Source organism: Prochlorococcus sp. MIT 1327 (assembly GCF_047304785.1).
Classification (GTDB): Bacteria; Cyanobacteriota; Cyanobacteriia; order PCC-6307; family Cyanobiaceae; genus Prochlorococcus; species Prochlorococcus marinus_D.
This window is the reverse complement of the sequence record NZ_CP138972.1, coordinates 597,659-622,857: the sequence shown is the minus strand read 5'-3', so window position 1 is coordinate 622,857 and position 25,199 is coordinate 597,659. Positions and strand designations below refer to the sequence as shown.

Genomic DNA, 25,199 nt, shown 5'->3' with positions numbered 1-25,199 from the left:
CAATTAGCTGCGAGAGATCAGCTTTCTCAAGAGCCTCAATAATCGACCAACCTTTCGATTGCATCGCAACACAAAAAGTGAAGACCTCCTGAGGGGCAGTTCATCTGACGGCATGGTCTCAATAGCAGCCAGCGCCGATCTCCAACGCGACATCAAAGCCGTTTCCGTATGTTCACTTAACAGCTGATTGAGCCGCTCCTGAGTTGGACGCCAAGCCGCCGGCTCTCGCACAGATTCGCAAATCCGCCGCACATCCCAGGCGAGACTGCCGCAACCAATCTGATGGCCCACCACACTCGGCTCAAGTGTATCGGCGAGCGCATGGTTGAAACTGCTGAACACAACGCAGCCGCAAGCCATCGCCTCCAGAGGGGGCAAACCAAAGCCCTCACTCAGGCCATTACTGCGCCAATACTCAGCCGAATCGTAGATATAAACCTTGGAATCGTTGAACAGAGCGACCAGATCCTCCACCCAGCCACTCTGAACCACAACCTTCAGCCCCAGCTTTCTCAAGGCAGGAACCAATTGCCCCAGCACATAACGGCTACTCTTTCGCTCCTGCACCAAGACATCGATGGGACGATCTCCAGCTTCAGCCACAGCTTCTCCAACCCGAGCACCTCTCTCCAACCAATAGGGCTCTAAAGCATTAGGCACCAAAAACAGAGGGTTGCGAGGAGCCCGGTCACCCCAGTAGCCAAGGGTATTCCTGCTCACAGCGAAGACAGGAACCCCTGATGGAAGATCAAATCCATAACCGCTGCTATGGGCGTGATACACCACATGCCGCCCCCTTAGACGCCGCAACAACTTCGGCACTTCAAACCCCCAGCTCACCACCCAAAGTGTTTCCCCTTGAGCTGGTTCTTGCTGCAAAAGATCATCCAAAAACAGATAATCGTCCTGACGGTTCCGATAGGTCACCAAATCAGTAGGAATAAGCCTGTTCACCAACCTTGCGGTATGGAGCGCCACTGAAAGACCACCGCAGCGATAGCGATCAGTAGTCCCCGGAACCAGAAAAAAGACGCGACGCACAGGGGCGAGTGGACTAACCGATGCAGAACTATGCCGCAGTTTGCTCAAATCTGACGATTGCAAAGCTCCTCAGACCACCGCATCGTCGGTGCTGCCACCTCGTTGGCGGCACCGAGGAATCCACCAGCAAGACCTTTCCAATTGCAGCCACCAGGTTGCGATAACTGGAGAGATCAACCACGTCTTTAAGGAAAGAGCTCACGAAATCAGTGTTCTCGGCCATCGTATGGGCTGCCTTAGTGCCTTCTCTGAGTGCGCTCGCAAGGGCTACCGCAATTGGGGAAACAAAGCTTTCAAAGGTGAAAGGACATGAAAAATAGCCGGTGCTTCATGAAGTCATCGATTGCAGAGAGTTAAGAGAACAACCTCGCCGCCTTGTTGATTTGCATCAACAAGGCGGTACTAAAGCAACGAACTCCAAAGGTGTATTAGTAGAGAAAGATCAAGGGGCTCACCCTCAAACCAACTGCAAATCTCTGGATCATCCCATCAGCAAATGAAGATGGATTGAGCGGCTGGTATATGCGGACTCAAAACATGACCATTCAATCTGGCCCTGAGCAAACTCCAAGTGATTCATCTTGTAGGGACTGCATCCAGTCTCCTAAAGCGTACCAATCTTGCAGGATCAATCAGTGCCATGCCATTACGGTTGCGGCACTTTGATGTTGTCCCTGATGAGGAATCGCTCTGCCATGTCATGTCTATTGCTACTCGATCATCTCAAAACGATGAATACAGTCCTTGAGACTGTGCTCTCATGAGTTTGCAGCCATTGGCTGCACGGGTAGGGCGTTATGGACTAGTCGGACTAGCAGCTGCAGCCATACACGCAACGCTGCTGGTGCTCATGGCAAAGCTCATACCGTTCTGGCTGAGCAACCTCAGTGGCTTCTTGGCCGCCTCATTGGTCAGCTATCTAGGCCATGCCCTGTACACCTTCCGTTCAGAAACAACTGGACAGCGCTTCGCACGTCGCTGGTTGCTTCTGCAGTTCAGTGTCAATGTCAGCGTGAGCGCACTGTTGCCATTGGCGCTCAGCCCTTGGGCTGCACTACCCATCACCACAGTGATGCTGGTTTTTACACCGACATTGCTCAATGCTTTGATCTGGTCAAGGGCAGCCCGATTCAGCATGCGCCGGCACCAACGATCTAACAAGACGAAGCCTCAACTGCATGCCGATGACCTAGGTCTCACCAACGCGACCAACACCGCCATCCTTGCTCTTGCTGCGGCCAGGCAGCTCGACAGCGCCAGCCTGCTGGTCAACGGCAATGCCGTTGAGTCCGCTATTGAACAATGTAGAAGCTACCCCAGCCTTCAACTTTGCTTGCACCTCTGCCTAAGCGAAGGTCGAGCAGTAGCGCCCCCTCAACAAGTCTATGAACTCATTGATAATTTAGGGCGGCTCAAATGCTCTTTTGGGACGTTAATGCTGGCATCATGCCTACCTAAAAATGCACCAAGACGACGACGACTTGAAAGGCAAATTCGCTGTGAACTGAATTCTCAAATCCAGCGATTTCGAGAACTCACTGGACTCACCATCATCGCCATTGATGGCCATCAACATGTGCATCTGGTGCCCATCGTGCTCGATGTGATCCTCGAACTAGCCCCTGAACAAGGCATCAGCTGGTTACGCACCACTGCTGAGCCCTTGCCCACTGGACTGTCATCACGCTACTGGCTAACAGCTCTAACGAATGGTGGCTGGTTGAAGTGGCTTGTGCTGCAAACCCTCACTCGCATGGCTTTACCAAGACTGCGCAAAGCGTTAGTAGCTACCAACGCCCGATTTGCCGGCGTACTTTTCACAGGGCGAATGGTGGATGCTCCGCTCAAAGCCGCTTGGCAAGAACTCAAATCTGTTTCATTCTCACCACCGCACACACAACCTTTGCTGCTATCGCATCCAGCTGCAGCGCTAAAGCCAGAAGAGATTCATAAAGGCCTAACAGATTTCCCTTTGTCTCGTACATTTTTCTCATCCTCATGGCGTCAAATGGAGTGGCAAGCAGTAAAAAAACTACAAGCCAGTGCCTCCACTCAAAGGGAACCGTGAATGGCCCTAATGAAATAGTGTGGTCTGGCTTTGGTATCCACATAGATCCGACCGATGTACTCGCCAAGTACACCGATACCAATCAATTGAATGCCCCCAAAAAACAGAACCGCCACAATGAGTGAGGCATAGCCAGGAAGATCAACTCCATTGAAAATCGTGATCAAAATGATAACTGCAGCGTAAAGTAAACTAATCAAGGAAACTACAAGGCCCAAAAAACTCCAAATCTTTAGAGGAATCACTGAGAAGGAAAAGATGCCGTCGAGTGCATAGCTCCATAGCTTCAGTGGGCTCCAGGAGCTACGACCTCCCATTCGTTTCACCCTGCTATAACTCAGCTCGAGACTGCGATATCCGGTCCAAGGAAGTAAACCTTTGGAGAAACGACTGAATTCGCGCATTTGAGTGAGGGCTTGCACAACTGGTGCACTGAGTAAACGAAAATCTCCTGCCCCATCAATCAGTTGAATGGAATCCACTACCCGATTGAAAACCCTGTAGAACCAGGAGGAAGTTGTTACTTTCAACCTTGATTCCTGATCACGATCGTCACGGACTGCAGTGACAACCTCAGCACCATCACGCCAAGCCTGAGCCATCTGCGTAATCAGCTCTGGCGGATGCTGAAGATCTGAATCAATCAGCACCACAGCATCGCAGTGACCCTGGGCATAATCCAAGCCAGCCAGCATTGCCGCTTCTTTACCAAAGTTCCTTGTGAGCTCCAACAAAGTGACTGGAATAGAAGCCTTAGAACCAACAAATCGCTGCTGCCATATGCGGATCTGAGCCACCGTGGCATCACGTGAGCCATCATCCACCAGCAACAAATGACTGACTTCCGGCAAGGCCAGCACTCGTTCTATGAACTGACAGATCACAGCCTCTTCATTGAAACAAGCCGCTACTACCCAGATCTGACCAGGCAAACGCTCTGAGATTGATGACATCTCCATCACTCTCTATGGACGTAGAACTGCACTACTGAATTCGAGAAGAGTTTGGCAAGCTCAAGCTAAGTCTCTGAAGCCTGGTCGTCAGGGCCACCACCAAGGCATAGGCTCGCCTCAGCAAGCGTCACCGTCGAGCACGTTTCCATGGCTCAGTTCGAGAAGCTCTCCACACCAAGCCAGGGCACGGCCATCCGCTTCGTGAACGGCCAGCCAGTCGTACCCAACGAGCCAATCATTCCCTTCATCCGCGGCGATGGCACAGGTGTCGACATCTGGCCCGCGACCCAAAGAGTGCTGGATGCAGCTGTAACAAAGGCCTATCAAGGGGTGCGTCGTATCGAATGGTTCAAGGTATATGCAGGCGACGAGGCCTGCGATCTCTACGGCACCTACCAGTACCTACCAGAGGACACCCTTGAAGCGATCCGCACCTATGGGGTCGCCATCAAAGGCCCCCTCACGACTCCAATCGGTGGCGGCATCCGTTCCCTCAATGTGGCCCTACGTCAAATCTTCGATTTGTATTCCTGCGTCCGCCCGTGTCGCTACTACAACGGCACACCCAGCCCCCACAAACGGCCTCAGGATCTTGATGTCATCGTCTACCGAGAAAATACTGAAGATATTTACATGGGGGTGGAATGGGAAGCCGATGATCCAGTCGGCCAGAAATTGCGCGAACATCTCAACGCAGTCGTCATTCCAGCCAACGGCAAGCTGGGCAAACGCCAGATTCCTGAAGGCTCAGGCATCGGCATCAAGCCGGTAAGCAAGCACGGCAGCCAGCGCCATATCCGCAAAGCGATCCAGCATGCGCTTCGACTGAAGGGCGACAAACGCCACGTCACCTTGGTGCACAAAGGCAACATCATGAAGTTCACGGAAGGAGCCTTCCGTGACTGGGGCTATGAACTCGCCACAAGCGAGTTCCGCGATGTGTGCGTCACCGAACGAGAGAGCTGGATTCTCGGCAATCTTGAGAACGATCCAGAACTGACCATCCAAGCCAATGCCCGCATGATCGAACCTGGCTACGACAGCCTGACTCCTGAGAAAAAGGCCAGCATCGATGCCGAAGTACTCGCCGTGCTGGATGCCATCGGCACCAGTCATGGCAACGGCCAATGGAAAGCGATGGTGCTTGTCGATGACCGGATCGCCGACAGCATCTTCCAGCAGATCCAAACGCGGCCGCAGGAATACTCGATTCTCGCGACACTCAACCTCAATGGCGACTACATCTCCGACGCCGCTGCGGCGATGGTGGGCGGCTTAGGCATGGCCCCCGGAGCCAACATCGGCGAGAACGCTGCCATCTTCGAAGCGACCCACGGAACAGCACCCAAGCATGCCGGCCTTGATCGCATCAACCCTGGATCGGTCATCCTCAGCGGCGTGATGATGCTGGAGTTTCTGGGCTGGCAAGAAGCCGCAGACTTGATCACAAAAGGGCTAAGTGCTGCGATTGCCAATCAACAGATCACCTATGACCTGGCTCGCCTGATGGACCCGCCAGTAGAGCCTGTGAGCTGTAGTGGTTTCGCTGAAACGATCATCAAACGATTCTGAAACGCAACTAACCTTGCCCTTCAGCCATGCCTACCCAGCCTTCAAAAGCTATCGCAGAATACAATCAATCACTACATAAACAATAAGCCAAATCTCATAAATTCCAACTCGGCAATCAAGAGCTCTAAATTACTAAAATGGCAATCCAAAAAAAGAAATACTCAAAAAGCAATTTACAATTTCCATGGCCAATATTCCTCATAACAATTAGCAGCTTAATTGCAGGCATCGGAATATGCCTGGCAATCTGGATTCACAAAAACAACCACTTACTACCAACAGCTAATTCAAGTGAAGGCAGAGCTTTGATTCGCTTATATCTCGGATACGCACACGACCTCTTTCTAATATTCATATTAACCGGGACATACAAGCTGACAGCGCTTGCACCTCGACATTACAAAAAGAACAAAAGTCAATATCAATCAACTCGCCCTTTCTTGAAAAACTTAATCGAATTCGGAAGCAAGAATCCACTGACTTCAATCCTTCTTGCCTGCTATGCAATAGCAATAATCTATGGTTCTTCCTACCTTTACTTCGACATGATTGGCTGGTATCCAGACCTAATCAATGGAAACCTGTTAGATAATTTTTCAATCCGCTACAGCTTTGTCAACGAAACAATGAGGAGAAGCGATTTTCGCTTTTTCCCACTAGCCCATCAGGATTTACACATTCTTAGCTGGTTCACAGTTCAAATCAAGACCTGGCTACTTTTTTGCTCATTCCAGCTTTTTTTAATAGTTTTCTTTTGTACAAAAATCGTCGAAAACCTTTCAATAAAAGGAAAAGTTAATCAGTCAAGCTTAGCAATATTTATCACCATAATCCTTCTCTTTCACCCTTCTACAGTATTTACGTTTTTCCACGTCATCTACTCCGAGAGAACAGTAGGAACACTTTTTGCAGCCTATTTATATTGCTACATTAGACACGCTAAAGAGAATAAAAATACAACTTTCTACACGGCAATTATTCTCGCATCAATAGGATCTTTAACTAAAGATATAGCCATCCTTCTCTTCCTAACGCCTTCTATCGTGAATCTTGCGCTAGAGGCGAAGAAGATGTCCGCTTTTGGCCCGAACCATCTTAAAGGCCTATTCAGCAAACTCTTAAAAAGCAACAAGCTGGATCTCTACATTCTTCTTCTTATTCCAGTATTCATTGCAAGCTATGTAGTTCTCTCCTTAATTCCAGGAGTTTATGCAAGTGAAGGTCTTTACATCGAGGGGAATCAACTCAATCTGAATCTCGACATTCGGATCACAGCGTTAGGCCTCATAACCATCACAAGGTTATGGATGGCTATAAAAAAATTAGTCACATTAAACATACTTGATTCTTTTAATATTGCTGCGTTTATTTATGGGACAGCTCTTCTTGGCCTAACACGCCTGAAAGCAGACGACTATCAATCATTTCCCCTCCAAATAGTCATTATCATCAATGCTGCTTATGCATGGTCAAAATGGATTGAGCCATGGATTAAAAATCACTTAAATACGAATAAACCTGTTTTCACCAGCATAATATTTGCGGCTGGAATTCTCATATGCGAACACTTGCAGTTCTCAGCGCTCAGGATTTCAAGCGTTTACCAAACTGCAAAATGGATAAAACTAGAGCAAATTTCCAATCAAGCAAATTTCGAACATTTAGATGAAACCCTTAGACAGATCAAAAGAATTGGCAACGAGGTCAACCTCATTATCAACGAGAAATCGAGGCTTTCACGCGAGCGGTTCCTGGGACAATTAAAATATGATAGGCTGATTGAATACGATTCAAAGACAAAAACTTATTTAATTAAGGACGGTATCAACAAGGGTCAAAGGTACTTACCTAAATCAGGAGACATTGTTGCAAGCATTGACCAAAACAAGAGCCTGCTAGATCCAATTTTAGAACAAAGGCAGTTTACGATTATCTACAAAGATCAGATTGTACCTAACAAAGGATTATTTGTCCGCTTAAAATAAACTCCTGATACCTTTCAAAAGGTTGATCTGCAATACTGATTCAGATTTGCAAACAATGCCCATATCTCGAACTCTTGGGAGCCCAAAATCCAGGATATTTTCCATCAAATTGGCAGTGCCTCTAAATGCTAGCGGCAATATTTATCCTGAGTAAGTAGCATGAGCAAAAAATCATAAAGTTGGTGCCAAAAAGCAAATCTTCAGGCAACAGCCAACGGTATTGAGAACGATCGCCAATAGTGATGGCGCATACTGCCGGCATGCGACAGAGCGACATGGAAGTCGCCAGACTCAAAGCATGACCTCTGTTGACGTCACGCCAAACCAAAATGACAAGGTCTTGAGCCGTCTCCCAGCAGACGCCACCGACCCCTGCGTGCACTGTGGTTTCTGCCTGCCAACCTGCGCAAGTTACCGAGTGTTGGGCACTGAAATGGATTCACCACGAGGGCGAATCCATACCCTCAAGGCGATCGACAACGGTGAGCTGGAGCTTGATGCCACCGTCGCCAGCCACTTCGACTCCTGCCTAGGTTGCTTTGCCTGTGTAAGTGCCTGCCCCTCAGGCGTTCGCTACGACCAGCTCATCGAGGCGACGCGCCCTTTACTGAACCAAGCAGAACTTCGCAGCCCCTGCCAGAACCACTTTCGTCAAGTTCTACTGAAGTTGCTCCCCTATCCCGGCCGACTGCGCGCCCTTCTGCAACCTTTGCGTGCCTACGCGGGGACACCAATACAAGCACTCAGCCGCCGCCTCGGTATCAACAAAATTCTTGGGCCCCAACTGGAAGCGATGGAGGCCTTGTTACCTGCACTTGCAGCAGAAAATTTTCAGGATGATCTGCAGGTTCTCCACCCCGCAACAGGTCAACGCCGCAGCAGAGTGGGGCTTGTTCTTGGCTGTGTGCAACGTTGCTTCGATCCCAACGTGAACCGAGCCACTATTGCTGTGCTGCAAGCGAATGGCTTTGAAGTCGTTGTGCCAAAAGATCAAGGCTGCTGTGGCGCCGTCTCCCACCACCAGGGGCAACTCAAACAAACCCGAGAGCTAGCCGAGAAGCTTGTCCAAAGCTTTGCCAATGTTGTCGGCCCAGGGCGACCTGCTGGAGCCGAGCCCTTAGAGGCTGTGCTGGTGGCCGCCTCGGGCTGTGGCCACACCATGAAGGCCTACGGCGAACTCCTCAACGCAACAGCAAGCTTCAACATTCCCGTCTTCGATGTGCATGAATTCCTTGCGGAACACGGTCTCGACAGCAACTTTCAGCAAAATCTTCAGCCTCTTGCCCATCACAATGGGCAGCCTGCCAGCCCCCAAACTCCTCTGAAAGTTGCATACCACGATGCCTGCCACATGATTCATGGCCAAGGAATCCAAGCCCAACCAAGACAACTATTGAAGGCCATTCCACATCTGGTTTTGAGCGAAGCCACAGAAGCCGGAGTTTGCTGTGGGAGCGCAGGAATTTATAACTTGGTCAACCCTAAAGAAGCTGCCGAACTGGGGAGAATCAAGGTTGCTGACCTCAGCAACACTGGAGCGGAGCTGATTGCCAGCGCCAACATTGGCTGCACCTTGCAACTCCGCCGCCATCTGGATGGTGATGTGGCCGTCGCCCATCCAATGGAACTACTGGCCTGTGCCGCCGGCCTCCATCAATCGCCAGGCGGTCAACAGCGTGGTTTCATTGCCAAGATTTCCCGGGAAGGTAAGGATCGGCAGATCAACCAAGCCATCTCCAGCTAAAGGCCGCACCAACGACAAGCCTGGCAAGATTTGCCCCTCAAGCTGCACCATCTCCAAGCCCAGCCCTTCTGCCAAGAGAGTGTGGGTTGTAATTCCACCCTTACTGATCAAATAGCCCAACCTCGGCGCGAGAGCAGCCGCCAGACGAGCCATCAATTGAGCCAAAGCAACGCCAAAGCTCAGCCTTGCCGCTGATGTCGAACAATCCAATTCACCGCGACTCGTAAACAACACCGGTGTACGACCGATGGCAAGCGCCTCGCCAAGCTGATTGAAGCAATGCTGCTCCAATTCAGCCAAGCGCCCATCAGACAAGCCTCTCTGCAAGATCTGCGCCAAGCGGGGAACTGGCAATTCCACCCCCATGCACTCTGGCTCCTCGAGTAAACATTCCAACTGAGCATCAGCCAGAGGAACGTGGGAACCAACCATCACCAACCCAGGCCATCGTTGACCTGAGTGATAGGTCCGTCGCATGCCAGCCAAGCCATCAGCAGCATGAGGTTGTGGTGCAAGATCTGCCAACGCATTGAGCAAGCTTGCTGCAGAGCGAAACAGAAAACGCTTATGACCAGCCAACTGCCTTACCGCTTCTGCTAAGGCCAGCAATTGCTCAGAATGCTCCGCATCCACTACCACAGACTGATTGTGATGAAGCCGAGCCAACCAACGACGCAACTCTGTGCGGCCTGTCTTCAATGGCGTCGCAGCATCTTGATTTTCAACAGCCGCATCCAACTGCGCAAGGCAGAGGCGCTGAACAGTTTGAGCTCGGATCTGCCCACCACTTTTCTCCTCTAGCCAAGCAGGGAGATCACTGGTGCTGTAACCAAACAAGCGATCTTTGGCAAAAGCACTGGAATGCACTGGCTTGCCATCAAGCAAATGCACGCCATTTACCGTGGTGCGCCCTCCTTCGAGGAAGGCAGGAACATGCAGCGTCGCATCGAAGGGGCCAAGCTCCTCAGCGATCACCTCAGGCTCCAAAACGCCATGACCGCGCAGCGTGGAGTCACCGCGACTGACCACAACAACTTCCGCTGCTGACATGCCTTCCGCCGCGAATGCTTGCCGCAAAGCAGAACAAATCTCACGATTGCGGGATGCCGCCTGATCAGGAGCTAACGCACGTGTGTTGGCCAGCACAAACAAGAGTGGCGAAGGGTGGCGCAACCCATGCCGCAACACATCAACATCCCAGCGCAGCAGCAGCAGACAGCCATGCACAGTCTGGGAGCCGGTGGGGTCGTCATCAAGCACCACAATCTTCATGGCACCATCGTGACGTGAACACGTTCTTCGCCGATACCGCCAACGTGCCAGCACCTGCTACGGCAGATGAACTGGCCGATCTTGTTGCGGGGCTGCATGCAGCAGCAACCCCCTGGCTGCCCTGTGGTCTTGGCAGCCGTCTGCAATGGGGGCCGCCTGTGGAGATGCCTTCACAACCAATCAGCGTGAGTGGTCTCAATCGCATCCTTGATCACGCTGTCGACGACCTCACGATCACTGTTGAAGCCGGCCTGCCGCTGGCAGAGCTACAAATGGTTTTGAAAGAACACCATCAGTGGCTAGCTGTGAACTGGCCCAGGGGAAGCCAAGCCAACGCAGATCCCAACAGTGCTGGCAGTGTGGGTGGGTTGGTGGCTCGTGGCCTCGCCGGCGGTTTGCGACAGCGGCATCTGGGTATCCGCGACCAACTGATCGGAATCGGCCTCCTGCGGAGCGATGGCATTGCTGCGCATGCTGGAGGCCGGGTCGTCAAAAACGTGGCTGGCTATGACCTCATGCGCCTGCTGTGCGGCAGTTGGGGCAGCTTGGCTCTGATCACGGAACTCACTCTGCGCTGCCAACCAATCCGCCCAGCACACATCGGCCTTCACCTTGATGGTTCTCTGGAAGCTCTGGAAGCATGGCGAGCTGCACTATTGCGCACCAGCTTCACCCCGGAATACTGCGATTGGATCAAAACAGATTTAGAAGACTGGCATCTCAACATCGGCGTGGCCAGCGTGAGCGATCAAGCCGTCAACGACCAAATAGGCCACCTCAAAGCCCTCGCCAATCAACATCAACTGGGCACAAGACAGCTCGACTGGCTCGGCCCCCATCAAGAGCCACACCCATCTGAAGGATCTTTCGATAGCAACCATTGGCTAGTACGGATAGCGCTGCAACCAAGCAACATTCACCGGCTGATCGCCAGCAAAGAACTACAAGCCCTCAACGGCTGGCATTGGCAGCTTGCCGCTGGCGCCGGCATCGGCGACGGCTGGCAAATATCACCAGCAAACGCAAACGAGATAAGCCAAAGCGAGGATCTCAACGCGCTGCGCCACGAGATTGCTCGCCTCGGTGGCCAGCTCACACTCCTGCAGCAGCCCAGTCAAGCTGGCGATCACCTCCCTGCTTGGCTGGATGCACCTTCAAGGCCACTGATTGAAGCTGTGAAGAAACAATTCGATCCGAAACAACAACTAGCAAGAGGCCGATTGCCAGGAGTTTGTGGTTAATCAACGGCCAAGTAGACATGGCGGAATGCCTCAATAAAGCATCGAGAAGAGGGCTATCTTATCAAACTTAAACCCTGAAGATAGCACTAGCATATAAACAACTATCAGGCACAAGATCTAAACGGCCAGGCCTCTTCCCAAGCCTTTAATCGCACCCAAGCATATCAATCAATTAACTTAAACCCTAAAAGATTAGATCCAAGCCATGGCCACCGCAGAGATCAACATATCCCATGTTAAACTTTTAGAAAATGATTAGACTATCAAGACCAAGACTCCAAGTCCTTTGCGCAAGGATGCATGCAAGGTAAGTCCAATCAAGGTAGATTAATTTAAATCTTATGGCATGGTCGAATACGAGCCAAAAGGCAGAAGCTTGGCCAGCCAATATCAATTCATACTATGCGTACTCAATCTGAAAATGAAGATATTTTCACTGGGGATTAAAGTTGCATCAATAGGGAAAATTGATCAACAATTAACCAAGGCACATCTCAGCCTCTGCTGGCCACCAGCTTCGATCTCCAACTTTCGATCCCCACTAATCAAAGCCTCACGCGGCCCAGTCCAAGGCTCAAGGCATACCATCTGCCGCGGTGGATCAGTCCACACCACAGTGAGATCCATGGGATTCTCATGCTGAAGCTGCAGAGATCTCTCACAGGCTTCATCCACAAGGGTGACTGGCCCCGCAGGGCGAGTCAAGAAGTCCACCCCCTCAGTTAAAGCTGCCAATTGGATGGAGGTTTCAGCTTCTGCCATCTGCAAATGATTGAGACATGAATTTGGTAAGCCTTCAAGGCGAACCTTGTTCAAATCAGTGACCTTGAAATAAGGGTGCAAACCAAAACTGAATGGCATCGCAACTTGACTACGGTTATGTACATTTACCTCGATCTCTAAAGCATTGCGAATCGGACGCACCACCATCTCAAGCAAAAAAGCGAATGGATAAGCAGCACGCGTCTCTTCACTATCACCAAGGCTAAGCTTCACGCCACTGTGATCTTCTAATAACTGCAATTCCCAGGGCTGATCCCTAGCAAAACCATGCTGTTTAAGAATGAACTCACCACTTGGGAAGGATAATAAATCGTCTGGCAGGTTTCCGCAGATGGGAAACAACACTGGAATGCCTCCGCGAATACTTTTCTCTGGATCTGCAAAACGCTCCTGATCCAAATAGAGCAGCTCATGGCCATTACAACACCAATCAGTGACTAAACCACCTCGCTCAGGCACAATCCGCAAACGATCACCACTTTCTGGGTGCAGATACTGCCAATGAGGATAGGGACTCTGCCTACGTAGAAGAGGAGAACTATGGCCGTCAATCATTCCTAATTTAAGCAATACTCAAACCATTTAGCCACTCCAGCAATTCAGAATTCACCAAGTCAGGCACCTCATCATGAGGGCAATGTCCAGCATTTAAAAGCACCTCTTTCACTTCCAAAGAAGCTTCTCTGGCATATGTGCGAAACTTATCTTGCTTAGCTTTTGCATTCCTCAACCAAGGATCACCATCACCCCAGAGCAATAAAAGAGGAGCTTGCAAATCATTGAACAATTCATCAATAGCCTTACCCCTAAGCCCACGTGCCTGAAAAACATTGCGAAACACTTGGAACGCGCCTGGATCCAGAGAAGGCCTACGAATCGACTCAATTAGATCATCATCAACATTGGCAGGGTCTATATAAACCTGCTGGAGAGTCTTGCGAATGACACCAGGCCTGCGCAGATTCTCAAAGATCATTCTCTGGATCAAGGGATATATCAACCACTTCACCACAAGATCCCTTGAAAGACCTTGCCCAATCATCTGGCGAAGCCTCGAACTCATGTCTTTTGGTTTTGGAGAAAACTTCTCATCGCTGAAATAACCAGCAGCATTCAGTAAAACCACTCCGGCCGATTGCGATTCAAGAGCAGCAGCTGCAGCCAAGGCTGCATAACCTCCCAGCGAATTGCCAACAATCACAGTGGGCCTTCCAATCCGCTCATTGACATATGCAACCAACTGGTCTTTCCAAAGGTCCCCGCCATAATCGAGCCCACCAGGTTTGGCACTACGACCAAAGCCAAGCAGGTCTATGGCATGCACCTCATGGGTGAGAGAAAGCTTTGGAATGTTGTGGCGCCAGTGATCTGTAGAAGCCCCGAAGCCATGCACCAACAACAATGCCGGCCGTTGGCGTCCCCCATGCTCAACATCCTGATCTGGGATGCGTTGTAAGCAATGAACATCGTGCCCCAGATGGCTCCAGGAAGCATTAAGAACGGCAGATGGAGCTGACGTCACAACGGCGACGGTGGCGAAAGTTGATGGTAGGCAATTCTTTTACTTATCAGGGCTAGGCAATCAAAAAAGCTGCACTAAACCAGGCCAACAGGATTGGCAGCAACGTCATCAGGGATGGAGTTGCCGCCTCCAGGCGTTTTGTCTTTAAGCACCAAACGCAAAAGCAACGGTGCAAGGAAGGTGGTGCTAATCACCATCAATAGAACGGCAGCTTCTAAAGAAGGAGAAAGCAGTCCGGCGCTTGTACCCAGCCCAAGAAAAATCAAACCAACTTCACCGCGCGGCATCATGCCAAGACCAACAACCAAACGATTGGTGGGTTTGTCAATCCAGAAAGCCCAACCAGCAGCAATCTTGCCCACAATCGCTACAACAACCAGGAAGCCAGCCACAACGAGTGCAGAGCGGCTCGCAGGATCCAGAGGATTGATCACTGAAAGATCCATGCCAGCGCCAACCAAAACAAAGAAAATCGTGGCGAAGAGGGTCACGATCGGCAAAACCGACTGCTGAATCGCGTGATTGTTCTTCGAGCTGCTGAGGATCAATCCAGCGGCAAAGGCCCCCAAAGCGGCTTCCAAACCAATCGCCGTAGCGATAAAGCAACACAGTACAAGAATCACAAACGAGGCCACAACAACCGCTCCAGGCGCTTTAAGTCGGTCGATCACCCAATCAAAGGCTGGAGCCGCAGTACGGCTAAGCACGATTGCTAAGACCACAAACACTGTCGCTGCTACGACAAGTTTCACAATCGGGGCAATCTCGAGGTTGCCTCCTGTGGCCAAGGCCACAACAACAGCAAGGATCACAATGCCAAGGATGTCATCAAGCACAGCCGCACCAATCACGATCTGGCCCTCTCGCGTTTTGAGATAACCGAGTTCGCCAAACACACTGGCAGTGATGCCGATGCTGGTAGCAGTCATCGAAGCACCAGCAAAAATCGCCGGGATCAATTCCACCTGGAAGAGAGCCATCAAACCAAAGGTGCCTAAGGCAAAAGGCAGCACCACGCCAGCCATGGCCACGGTGAAGGCCTGGACTCCTACAGCGACCAACTCTTCCAACTCACTTTCCAACCCGGTGAGGAAAAGCAGGGCATACAAGCCGAGCGTGGCAACCGCTTGCAGAGAGGGGAAGGTTTCGTAATAGAGGTCTGGTACGGCCTCAGGAGGAATCGAGGCCAAAGCGCTGATCAGGCTGACCAAACCCTCATTCAAATGAGAATGAGTACTTGGCGGCACCAATAGATGCAAACCTGAGGCCCCGATCAGAACCCCTGCGAGCAGTTCGCCGACGATCGTAGGTAGATGCAAACGCACTAAAAGCTCAGCCAGAGTGCGTGCTGCAACAAAAATCAGCAGGAAATTCAGCACACCGATCAAAGTTTCAGCCACCTCCACGTCGTGGCTGCTCAGCACGGACAACACTGAATGCAAAACCATGGAGCCGGATTTCAGTCTTTGTGAGCGAGATTAAAGGAAAGGCAAATCCTGCTTTGGTGTGCTCAAACCGAAGCGTGAGGAGAACCTGCAGGTGTTGATGTGCGGTTGCTAGGGCAAACAAGCCGCACATCGCAGCTAACTTCCAGAGATTCCCCAGCTGGGTTCGATGGCCTAAACCCTTCGCCTCAAGAGAATGAGCATCCTCAACACACGTGACGAGGATGAACCAATCAATCACCTTGACACCTTTTGAGCTGCCGATTGGCCACTGACTCCTACTACGCCTGATTACTCGTTCCCTTAATACCCCTTACAAGGAGAGCCTCCAGCCCTCCAACATTATTTTCTCTCCGCCGTCATGAGCAGCTCCCACCCCCTAGATCTACGCCTGCCCACTCCGGGGTGCTTCGCCGACCCTGAACGAGCCGGGCTGGATGCCGATGCTGTATTCGACGGGATGACAGAACATCTGTTCTTTACCCTCGGAAAACTTGCTCCCACAGCAAGTAACCATGACCTCTACATGGCCCTGAGTTATGCCGTGCGGGATCGGCTGATGACTCGCTACCTGGCAAGTCTTGAGGCAATCCGAGCCAGACCCCACAAGACGGTGGCCTATCTATCTGCTGAATTCCTCATCGGTCCGCAGCTCAACAGCAACCTACTCAACCTTGGCATCTCGAAAGAAATCGCAGAGCAAGCTTTACGCCGCTTCCGGATCGAATCACTCGATCAGATCCTTGAGGTCGAGGAAGAGCCCGGTCTCGGCAATGGAGGTCTAGGCCGTCTTGCCGCCTGCTACATGGAATCACTGGCCAGCCTGCAGGTGCCAGCTATCGGCTATGGAATCCGCTACGAATTCGGCATCTTCAACCAGTTGATCCGAGATGGCTGGCAGGTAGAGGTCACAGACAAATGGCTCAAGGGTGGTTGGCCATGGGAACTCCCCCAACCCGAGGAGGCCTGCTTCGTGGGCTTTGGTGGTCGCACCGAGAGCTACACCGACGGCAAGGGCAACTACCGCTCACGCTGGATCCCCTCCGAGCATGCCATCGGCATTCCCCACGATGTGCCGGTCCTTGGCTATCGGGTCAACACCTGTAACCGCCTACGCCTCTGGCGAGCAGACGCGACTGAAAGCTTTGATTTCTACGCCTTCAACATCGGTGACTACTACGGAGCTGTGGAAGAAAAGGTTGGTTCAGAAACCCTTTCCAAGGTGCTCTATCCCAATGACGGCACCGATGAAGGACGCCGCCTGCGCCTCAAGCAGCAACACTTCTTTGTGAGCTGCTCCCTCCAAGACATGCTGCGCAGTCTTGGAAACCGAGGCATTCCCATTGAAGAGTTCCCTAATCACTGGACCGTTCAGCTCAACGACACCCACCCGGCGATTGCGGTAGCAGAGCTGATGCGACTGCTCATTGATGAGCACTATCTGGATTGGGACACCGCCTGGGACATCACGACCCGCTCAGTCGCATACACCAACCACACGTTGTTGCCAGAAGCCCTAGAGAAGTGGGATCTCACTCGCTTTGCCAGCCTGCTGCCCCGCCACCTTGAGCTGATCTATGAGATCAACCGCCGCTTCCTACAACAGGTACGCCTGCGTTACCCAGGCAATGATGCGATCCAGAGAAAATTGTCGATCATCGATGAGGATGGTGGCAAGGCCGTGCGCATGGCGAACTTGGCCACCATTGCAGCCCATCATGTGAACGGTGTTGCGGCGTTGCACTCTGATCTGTTGAAGCGACAGCTGATGCCGGAATTCGCTGAGATCTGGCCGGAGAAATTCACCAATGTCACGAATGGCGTCACGCCGCGGCGCTGGGTAGCCCTTGCCAACCCAGCCCTCTCACGATTACTCGATGAACACGTTGGTCCTGAATGGATCACCAACATGGAATTACTCACCAAGCTGGAGGAGCGGCAACATGACACCGCCTTCCTAGAGCAATGGGGAGCAACCAAACTTTCGGTGAAGCGCAAACTTGCCGGTTACATCCATCGACAAACCGGTGTTCTGGTGGATCCTTCGAGCCTCTTCGATGTGCAGGTCAAACGAATCCATGAATACAAACGCCAACACCTCAATGCCCTGCAGGTGATCACCCACTACCTGCGCATCAAGAACGGCCAGGCCAAGGGAATGGCTCCGCGCACCGTGATCTTTGGAGGCAAGGCAGCACCTGGCTACTACATGGCCAAACTGATCATCCGCTTCATCAATGGCATTGCCGAAACAATCAACGCTGATCCCGATATGGAGGGCCGCCTTCGGGTCGTTTTCCTACCTGACTACAACGTAAAACTCGCTGAGCAGATTTATCCCGCCTCAGACCTCTCCGAACAGGTCTCAACCGCAGGCAAGGAAGCTTCAGGCACCGGCAACATGAAGTTCGCGATGAACGGAGCTCTCACCATCGGCACCCTTGATGGTGCCAACGTTGAAATCCGTGAGCGAGTCGGCCCTGAGAACTTCTTCCTGTTTGGCAAAACCGAGACGGAAATCATGGCACTCCAAACCAAGGGCTATCGACCCAGGCAAATTGTTGAAACCTTGCCCGAGCTAGCGGAAGCCTTAAGGCTGATCGGCCTTGGCCATTTCAGCAACGGCGATGGAGAACTGTTCCGCCCCCTGCTCGACAACCTAACTGGCTTCGATCCATTCTTCGTATTAGCCGATTTCGCCGATTATCTGCGCGCCCAGGACGAAGTCAACCAAGCCTGGACCAACCGGAAACAATGGAACCGGATGTCACTGTTAAACACCGCAAGGACTGGCTTCTTCTCCTCAGACCGCTCAATCCAAGACTACTGTCAGACAATCTGGAAAGCTGAGCCCTTCCCTGTAGAAATTACCTGCGATGTGCCCTGAAGAATCAATAAACGATGGATTAGGAAAGCTAATTGCGATCAGGCAAATCAGGGGTCTGATGCAGAAGACGGTTGAGGCGAAGCCGATCTGCATTGAGAGGATCTGGAGCTAGTTCACCTGCAAGTTCTCGGAATTTCTGCTCAACAGCTTCTGGCACCTTCACATCAAAGATGCGTTCCATCAGGGCTTCGATGGAAAACAGGTGCGCATTGATGTTCTCCAAATCAGCGATCGATTGCTGGATTGCATCAGCTGGCTCTTCTCCCCCACTAACAGGAGTGGCGTGAGTATTAGCAGCCTCATTGGCTTGGGAGCCATATTGCTTCTGCAGATCTTCAAGAACACGACCAGAAAGTGTTCGAAAAGACTGCAAAGCAGCCCAATTGAGCTCCTGCTGATGACGCAAGGTAGGGCACTCACGAATCAGCCGATCATGCTCCCGGTAAAACCTTTGACAGTCAGGGCATTGACAGGGCTCTTCAGGCACCGCACTCCGTCTAGCTCAGATCCCATCATGGCATCTACTAAGCCGCAAGAGGAGGCTCGCTTGAAAAACTGCCCTCCCCCGAATCTGTATCGCCTGGAGCCGGCAAGGGAATCTCAATGGTGGACACCACCTGGATCACGTCGCGGAGTCGCATCGAGTCAGCAAACCAACCCATCGCCTGCTCTGTATCACCTCGACGTTCAGCATCACTGGCCTGATCTTCATGAGCCTCAGCCAATACAGCCAACCAACAGAGGCAGCGTGCCTGAACCACAGAGAGGTCCAGGTCCATGGGTTGTGAATTTGCAATGCTCTCGCTTTCCTGCTGCACAAGTAGCCGTAGCCGCAGATCGTGAAGCTGGGTCATGACGCCTGATCCACCGAATCAACACTAGCGAGAGCGTGGCATTTGCCTAGCCCACCAGATGTAGTACCGGCTACCGCGAACAGTTGGCAAAAAACGGGGCTGGCGGGACTCGAACCCACGACCTACGGTTTAGGAAACCGTCGCTCTATCCGGCTGAGCTACAGCCCCATCACAGGGAATTATGCCCTCAATGCATGATGGAAGCTGAAAGCAGGTGAGGTGTTCGCGATCAAGTCGTCATTGCCATTGGCAAGACGAGCTTGGTTGAGGAAAGTCCGGGCTCCCCGATGGCCAGACTTGCTGGGTAATGCCCAGTGCGGGTGACCGTGAGGAGAGTGCCACAGAAAAACACCGCCGATGGCCTCATGGGTTTTTACTCCGGGCACAGGCAAGGGTGCAAAGGTGCGGTAAGAGCGCACCAGCAGCATCGAGAGGTGCTGGCTCGGTAAACCCCGGTTGGGAGCAAGGCCAAGGGGCGATGGCTGGCCATCTGCCACGTTCCACATAAATGCGCCGCTTGAGGCCGTCGGTAACGGCGGCCCTAGATAGATGAGCACCCACTGCTCTTGAGCAGTGAACAGAACCCGGCTTACGACCTGCTTTCACCCTCTTCCCTAACGCTGTTGATCAATCTGCAGAGAAGGCCAGACAATCCATCCTTAGCGTGATGACTCATCGATCAAAGACGAAAACATCCCGAACAACCCCAAAAAACCTCTCTAACGAGCGGGTCCAGCAACTGCAAAACCTGCTAAAGAAACTCTCGCTGGTGGATCCTGCACGATCAAAAAGCTGCCCTGGAACTGAACCGAGAGGTTTAGCCATTCTCGATGAAGCACTGACGCACACCTCAGCTCAAGAAATAATCAACCACGAGCGCCTGGAATTCCTTGGCGACGCAGTTCTGCGGCTAGCCGCCTCGGAGTATATCGATCGCCACTTCCCGCGCATGGACGTAGGCGAGCGCTCGGCATTAAGAGCTCACCTTGTGAGTGATCGCTGGCTAGCCGAAGTCGGTCAACGTATCGGCATCGAAGCAGTACTCATCATCGGACCCATGGCGGCAGGGGATGCCTCTGCTAAACCCACTCTGCAAGCTGAAGCAACCGAAGCGTTGATTGGAGCTATCTATGAGTGCTGGCAAAGCCTTGAGCCAATCCACCACTGGCTCACACCCCACTGGCAAGAAGCAAGCAGTGCGGTTCTAGCCGATCCTCATCGACTCAACAGCAAATCCGCGCTGCAGGAATGGAGCCAGGCACGAGGGCTCGGGCTACCCCGCTACGAATGTGCAGAACGAAGCAAGCAACATGGCGATCCTCAACGTTATGTTTGCCAAGTTCATCTCGATGATCGGCCAATTGGAGAGGGTTGGGGAGGCTCCCGCCGCAATGCCGAGCAAGAGGCAGCCCGCCACTCACTTCAGGCACTCACCCAATCAGCTACCGACAACTAAAGCCGCACTGAACAGAAAACCAGGCTCCTGAAAGATGGAGATCAATCTCTTTGCTGACTAGAGAAAGTTAGTGGCAGCAGTGAAGGGACTGCCAAAACCTCAAGCCAGCAAAAGATGTTTCAGAGGAATCGTGACCAACTTGTCCCAGTTTCCCCCCTCAAACAAGACTGCAGCTCGATCTCCACTGATACGTTGCACACATCCGCTATAGCCGTTGTAGATCGAGCGAATCTCGTTCACAACCACATTGGAACCAGGCAAGATCGGTGCTTCTACAGAGGCCATGAGATCAGCTTTTGGCAGTCTTAGCGCCATTATCAGCAGACATGCTTTCTCCGCCCATGAACGGCGACGAAGACTGGCTCACCGTGGGAAAACTGGTGGCCGCCCAAGGAATGCAAGGTGAACTACGAATCAACCCCAGCAGTGACTTCCCTGAACGCTTCACTCTTCCGGGTCAACGCTGGCTCAAAAAACGCAATGATGAGCCACGACCTATTGAATTGCTGACTGGACGTCAACTACCTGGGAGGTCCCTCTATGTCGTGAAATTTGCTGGGGTGAACAATCGCAATGCGGCCGAAGCGCTTGTAGGCCAAAACCTACTGGTGCCTTCAAGTGATCGTCCCAGCCTGGCAGAAGGCGAGTTTCACCTGCTTGATTTGGTCGGCCTCGAAACCCGTTTGGAAGCGGAAGGCCCTGCAATCGGTCATGTCACCGACCTCACCACCGCCGGGAACGACCTCCTCGAGATCGAATTACTTGCAGGACGGCGGGTTCTGGTTCCATTCGTAGAAGCCATCGTTCCAGAAGTGCAACTCAATCAAGGCTGGCTCCGACTCACCCCACCTCCTGGACTGCTAGAGCTCTAAGCAATCGACAGAAGCAAGATATCTAAGCGATTCTGGGAACACTGAAGTACGAAACCGTGGCCACCACCACCCTGATTCCTGTGATCCTCTGTGGGGGAACAGGCACCCGCCTTTGGCCTCTGTCGCGCGCGAGCTACCCCAAGCAGTACTGGGCTCTAAGCGGCTCCAGTGAAGAAACGCTGCTTCAGCAAACCCAACAAAGACTTAAAGGCATCGAGGGGCTTAGTGCGCCATTGCTGATCTGCAACGAAGATCATCGCTTCATCGTGGCCGAGCAGATGCGCCAAATCGATGTGGAGCCCAATGCAATCATGCTGGAGCCCATGGGCCGCAATACAGCTCCAGCAGTAACAGTGGCGGCGCTGCAAGCCACAGAACGAGGCGAAGATCCACTCCTGCTAGTCCTGGCTGCAGACCATGTCATCCGCGATGCAACTCAGTTCCGTCATGTCATCGAAGCCGGTCGCATCCCAGCAGAAGCCGGGCGACTTGTGACCTTCGGCATAATACCCACCGCCCCTGAGACAGGTTACGGATATATCGAAGCCGCAGAATCATTCGGCAACGGTGAACCCAAAGCTGTACCCATTGCCAGGTTTGTGGAAAAACCTGATCGCACCGCAGCTGAGCAGTTCCTCTCAAATGGATGCTTCACCTGGAACAGTGGCATGTTTATGTTCAAAGCGAGCGCCATACTTAGCGAGCTGGAGCGACTATCTCCCGAGGTGGTGAGCTGTTGCCGTGCTGCCCTGGAGCAGGAAGTGCCAGACCTTGACTTCTTACGGCTGGAACGTGAGGCCTTCGCTAAATGTCCCAACATCGCTATCGATGTGGCAGTTATGGAGCAAACCGAACTGGGCACTGTGCTGCCTCTCGATGCTGGCTGGAGTGACGTGGGCAGCTGGAGTGCCTTATGGGACACCACTGATCGAGATCTGAACGGCAACGTGCTACGAGGTCATGTCATCGCTGAAAGCAGTCGAAATTGTTACCTACGTAGCGAACATCGCCTGGTGGTAGGCCTAGGAGTAGAGAACCTGGTCGTAGTCGAAACCGACGATGCTGTACTTATTGCCGAGCGAAGTAAAGCCCAAGACGTAAAAACTATTGTCAAACAACTAGAAGCAGACGGAAGCCCAGAAGGCAAGGCTCACCGCAAGATCTATCGCCCTTGGGGGCATTACACCTCTGTAGTTGAAGACAGCCGTTGGCAGGTCAAACGTATCGAGGTGAAACCCGGTGCAAGCCTCTCCCTACAAATGCACCATCACCGTGCTGAGCACTGGATCGTAGTCAAAGGAACCGCCTTAGTTGAAAGAGACGGAGAGCGCCAATTAGTAGGCGAGAACCAGAGCACCTACATCCCTTTGGGCTGCAAGCACCGACTCACCAATCCTGGACGAATGCCAATGGAATTAATAGAGGTGCAAAGTGGTCCTTACTTAGGCGAAGACGACATAGTCCGCTTTGAAGATCGTTACGGACGAAGCGAAAAAATGATCATCAATTGATCTATTCCACTGCTCTATTCCACCGTGACGCTTTTGGCCAAGTTGCGTGGCTGATCAACGTCCAAGCCTCGATGAGCTGCAATGTGATAGCTCAGTAGCTGTATCGGAACAAGTGTGAGCAGGGGGCTGATCCACTCGCTCACCTCAGGGACAGGAAGTAAAGCATCAAACAAGTCCGTATCAGGACACTCCGGCGCCACACCGATCAGCTTTGCATCACGAGCTTTCGCCTCCTGTGCATTGCTGAGCACCTTCTCAAAAACCACTCCCGGCATCGCAATCGAGACGACCGGCACATGCGCGTCGAGCAAAGCAATAGGTCCATGCTTCATTTCCCCAGCTGGGTAGCCCTCTGCATGGATATAGCTGATCTCCTTAAGCTTGAGAGCCCCCTCGAGAGCAATGGGATAGTTGATGCCACGACCCAAAAAGATCACATCCTGAGTATCAGCGAAGCGATTAGCTAAAACTTCGCAGCGTTGATCATGAAGCTCCACCAGCGAGTGCAGCTGATGCGGTAAAGCCCTTAGTTCCTCTTTTAGGTTGGCAATCTCAGTCACTGAACGGTGACTACGACGAGCAGCAAATGCCAACGCAAGCCCATAAAAAGCCAACAACTGCCCCAAGAAGGTCTTTGTAGCTGCCACCCCCACTTCAATCCCTGCACCGATATCGAGAATGTATGGAACCTGACGAGTCAGGGAGCTTTCTGGCCGATTCGTGACCCCTAACTGGCGAGGCGCAAATGCAGGCTCCCCATGAGCCTGCCTACGCTGAGCATCCATCGCCAATGCCGCGAGAGTATCAGCCGTCTCACCAGACTGGGTCACCCCAATCGTGAGTGTGTGGGGTGCTAGTGGAGGCGGTGCATAGCGAAACTCACTTGCGTAAAAGACAGAAGTGGGAATTCCCGCGAACTGCTCCAACAAATAGGCCCCTACAAGTGCCGCATGACGACTCGTGCCACAGGCCAAAATCTGAATTCGCTCTAGATCGGCATAAAAGGAATGATCGAAGGGCAAAGCCACAGGATCATCAGACGAAAGATCTGGAGGCAGATGACGTGCTAACCACAGCTCCGCAGTCTCAGGCTGCTCGTGGATTTCCTTCAGCATGAAATGACGGAAGTGACGTTTATCGGCCACTTGATCACCGCCACTGAGCAGTGAAGGGCTTCGCTGCTGCCGTTCGCCTTGTGCGTCATAAAGCTCAATCCCCAAAGGCGTGAGCAAGGCCACCTCTCCATCTTCCATAGGAAGAATCGTGCGCGTGAAGCCTGCCAAAGCTGGCGTATCACTTGCACAGAGGAATTCACCTTCGCCAAGACCAATCAACAGCGGTGCCTGCTTGCGTGCGACGACAAGAGCACCTGGTACTTCCCCCCAAACCACTGCAAGGGCATAGGCACCCTTCAACTGAGGCAACACCCGTTGCACAGCCTCTAACAACATCCTTCCACTCACGACTCGGCCCTGAACCTGCAGAGCACGAAGTTCAAGCGAGATGAGATGAGGAATGACTTCCGTATCTGTCTCTGAAACAAACCTCACCCCTTCAGCCTGAAGTGCCTCGCGGAGAGAACGGTGATTCTCGATAATGCCGTTCTGCACTACCGCCACAAGACCAGAGCCATCCCTATGGGGATGAGCATTGCGCTCTTCAGGTTTGCCATGGGTGGCCCAACGGGTGTGGCCGATGCCGCAATGCCCTGGCGCACCCTTCTCTTCCACACATTCTGTGAGGTTTACCAGCTTTCCTTTAGCCCGCTGGCAGGTGAGTCGACTTGAACCATCCTCAGCTAACAGCTCAACAGTGGCAAGACCAGCAGAGTCGTAACCGCGGTATTCGAGCTGCCTAAGCCCTTCTAAAAGCAACGGGGCCGCCTCACGGGAGCCAATAACCGCAACGATTCCGCACATAAAAAAAGCCCGGCACCTGCCGGGCTGAGCTTATGGGGTAGATGCGCAAAACAGGGCCAACTGAGACTGAGACG

Annotated in this window: 19 protein-coding genes, 1 tRNA gene, 1 other RNA gene and 1 pseudogene; 10 read left to right on the top strand and 12 right to left on the bottom strand. The window is 52.4% G+C overall.

Translation table 11 applies throughout. The annotated features are described in order from the left end of the window. Positions 1-3 precede the first annotated feature (3 nt). Positions 4-1,080, bottom strand: coding sequence for a glycosyltransferase (locus SIB80_RS02960; protein ID WP_205909584.1), 1,077 nt, complete (start codon positions 1,078-1,080; stop codon positions 4-6). 106 nt (positions 1,081-1,186) lie between these two features. Continuing rightward, positions 1,187-1,318 (bottom strand): annotated as a pseudogene (locus SIB80_RS02955) (biliverdin-producing heme oxygenase); the annotation flags it as partial. 483 nt (positions 1,319-1,801) lie between these two features. Here SIB80_RS02955 and SIB80_RS02950 point away from each other — a divergent pair. Further along, entirely contained in the window at positions 1,802-3,109 is a 1,308-nt protein-coding gene (locus tag SIB80_RS02950; protein WP_063420520.1) for a ChbG/HpnK family deacetylase, read from the top strand. On the opposite strand, the gene SIB80_RS02945 is transcribed toward SIB80_RS02950, so the two are convergent. Continuing rightward, complete coding sequence (locus SIB80_RS02945) at positions 3,094-4,068, bottom strand: glycosyltransferase family 2 protein (RefSeq protein WP_063420521.1); 975 nt, start codon at positions 4,066-4,068, stop codon at positions 3,094-3,096. The genes SIB80_RS02950 and SIB80_RS02945 overlap by 16 nt on opposite strands. 141 nt (positions 4,069-4,209) lie before the next feature. On the opposite strand from SIB80_RS02945, the gene SIB80_RS02940 reads away from it, so the two are divergent. The 3 genes from SIB80_RS02940 to SIB80_RS02930 all read left to right on the top strand — a co-directional run bounded on the left by SIB80_RS02940 (position 4,210) and on the right by SIB80_RS02930 (position 9,363). After that, positions 4,210-5,634, top strand: coding sequence for an NADP-dependent isocitrate dehydrogenase (locus SIB80_RS02940; protein ID WP_063400973.1), 1,425 nt, complete (start codon positions 4,210-4,212; stop codon positions 5,632-5,634). Positions 5,635-5,771: 137 nt separating this feature from the next. Beyond that, positions 5,772-7,619 (top strand): hypothetical protein, encoded by a 1,848-nt coding sequence (locus SIB80_RS02935; protein WP_063420522.1) that lies wholly within the window; start codon positions 5,772-5,774, stop codon positions 7,617-7,619. A 298-nt stretch (positions 7,620-7,917) separates the two neighbouring features. Further along, the gene (locus SIB80_RS02930) at positions 7,918-9,363 is read left to right on the top strand and encodes a (Fe-S)-binding protein (protein WP_074160164.1); all 1,446 of its coding nucleotides are present in this window, start codon (positions 7,918-7,920) and stop codon (positions 9,361-9,363) included. Here the strand turns inward: SIB80_RS02930 and SIB80_RS02925 are convergent. Further along, positions 9,247-10,635 carry a four-carbon acid sugar kinase family protein gene (locus SIB80_RS02925; RefSeq protein WP_063420523.1) on the bottom strand — a complete coding sequence of 463 codons (1,389 nt, stop codon included), beginning with the start codon at positions 10,633-10,635 and terminating at the stop codon, positions 9,247-9,249. The genes SIB80_RS02930 and SIB80_RS02925 overlap by 117 nt on opposite strands. A 14-nt stretch (positions 10,636-10,649) precedes the next feature. Between SIB80_RS02925 and SIB80_RS02920 the strand changes: the two genes are divergently transcribed. After that, positions 10,650-11,876 carry an FAD-binding oxidoreductase gene (locus SIB80_RS02920; RefSeq protein ID WP_236066149.1) on the top strand — a complete coding sequence of 409 codons (1,227 nt, stop codon included), beginning with the start codon at positions 10,650-10,652 and terminating at the stop codon, positions 11,874-11,876. A gap of 471 nt (positions 11,877-12,347) precedes the next feature. Here the strand turns inward: SIB80_RS02920 and SIB80_RS02915 are convergent, their stop codons facing one another. The 3 genes from SIB80_RS02915 to SIB80_RS02905 all read right to left on the bottom strand — a co-directional run bounded on the left by SIB80_RS02915 (position 12,348) and on the right by SIB80_RS02905 (position 15,629). After that, the gene (locus tag SIB80_RS02915) at positions 12,348-13,214 is read right to left on the bottom strand and encodes a galactose mutarotase (RefSeq protein WP_063420841.1); all 867 of its coding nucleotides are present in this window, start codon (positions 13,212-13,214) and stop codon (positions 12,348-12,350) included. A 7-nt stretch (positions 13,215-13,221) separates the two neighbouring features. Next, on the bottom strand, positions 13,222-14,181 hold the full coding sequence (locus SIB80_RS02910; RefSeq protein ID WP_063420524.1) for an alpha/beta fold hydrolase: 960 nt from the start codon (positions 14,179-14,181) through the stop codon (positions 13,222-13,224). Positions 14,182-14,255: 74 nt separating this feature from the next. Next, positions 14,256-15,629, bottom strand: coding sequence for a cation:proton antiporter (locus SIB80_RS02905; RefSeq protein ID WP_011131309.1), 1,374 nt, complete (start codon positions 15,627-15,629; stop codon positions 14,256-14,258). A gap of 358 nt (positions 15,630-15,987) precedes the next feature. Here SIB80_RS02905 and SIB80_RS02900 point away from each other — a divergent pair, with 358 nt between their 5' ends. Then, a complete protein-coding gene (locus tag SIB80_RS02900) occupies positions 15,988-18,513 on the top strand; it encodes a glycogen/starch/alpha-glucan phosphorylase (RefSeq protein WP_063420525.1) in 2,526 nt (841 codons plus the stop codon). Between the two features lie 28 nt (positions 18,514-18,541). Here the strand turns inward: SIB80_RS02900 and SIB80_RS02895 are convergent, their stop codons facing one another. The 3 genes from SIB80_RS02895 to SIB80_RS02885 all read right to left on the bottom strand — a co-directional run bounded on the left by SIB80_RS02895 (position 18,542) and on the right by SIB80_RS02885 (position 19,535). Further along, entirely contained in the window at positions 18,542-19,000 is a 459-nt protein-coding gene (locus SIB80_RS02895) for a hypothetical protein (protein ID WP_011131312.1), read from the bottom strand. 37 nt (positions 19,001-19,037) lie between these two features. Continuing rightward, positions 19,038-19,367 carry a hypothetical protein gene (locus tag SIB80_RS02890; protein WP_063420526.1) on the bottom strand — a complete coding sequence of 110 codons (330 nt, stop codon included), beginning with the start codon at positions 19,365-19,367 and terminating at the stop codon, positions 19,038-19,040. 94 nt (positions 19,368-19,461) lie between these two features. Further along, a tRNA-Arg gene (locus tag SIB80_RS02885) sits at positions 19,462-19,535 on the bottom strand. A gap of 38 nt (positions 19,536-19,573) precedes the next feature. Between SIB80_RS02885 and rnpB the strand changes: the two genes are divergently transcribed. Together rnpB and rnc are read left to right on the top strand one after the other, a co-directional pair. After that, positions 19,574-19,975, top strand: an RNA gene (gene rnpB / locus SIB80_RS02880) — RNase P RNA component class A. A gap of 59 nt (positions 19,976-20,034) precedes the next feature. Further along, entirely contained in the window at positions 20,035-20,823 is a 789-nt protein-coding gene (rnc, locus tag SIB80_RS02875; RefSeq protein WP_063420842.1) for a ribonuclease III, read from the top strand. 99 nt (positions 20,824-20,922) lie between these two features. On the opposite strand, the gene SIB80_RS02870 is transcribed toward rnc, so the two are convergent. After that, positions 20,923-21,108, bottom strand: coding sequence for an NAD(P)H dehydrogenase subunit NdhS (locus SIB80_RS02870; protein WP_063416920.1), 186 nt, complete (start codon positions 21,106-21,108; stop codon positions 20,923-20,925). Positions 21,109-21,149: 41 nt separating this feature from the next. Between SIB80_RS02870 and rimM the strand changes: the two genes are divergently transcribed. Beyond that, positions 21,150-21,695, top strand: a complete 546-nt coding sequence (gene rimM / locus SIB80_RS02865; RefSeq protein ID WP_063420527.1) for a ribosome maturation factor RimM — start codon at positions 21,150-21,152, stop codon at positions 21,693-21,695. A 56-nt stretch (positions 21,696-21,751) separates the two neighbouring features. Further along, complete coding sequence (locus SIB80_RS02860; RefSeq protein WP_063420528.1) at positions 21,752-23,206, top strand: mannose-1-phosphate guanylyltransferase/mannose-6-phosphate isomerase; 1,455 nt, start codon at positions 21,752-21,754, stop codon at positions 23,204-23,206. Positions 23,207-23,220: 14 nt separating this feature from the next. Here the strand turns inward: SIB80_RS02860 and glmS are convergent, their stop codons facing one another. Beyond that, the gene (gene glmS, locus SIB80_RS02855) at positions 23,221-25,125 is read right to left on the bottom strand and encodes a glutamine--fructose-6-phosphate transaminase (isomerizing) (RefSeq protein ID WP_063420529.1); all 1,905 of its coding nucleotides are present in this window, start codon (positions 25,123-25,125) and stop codon (positions 23,221-23,223) included. Between the last annotated feature and the right edge of the window lie 74 nt (positions 25,126-25,199).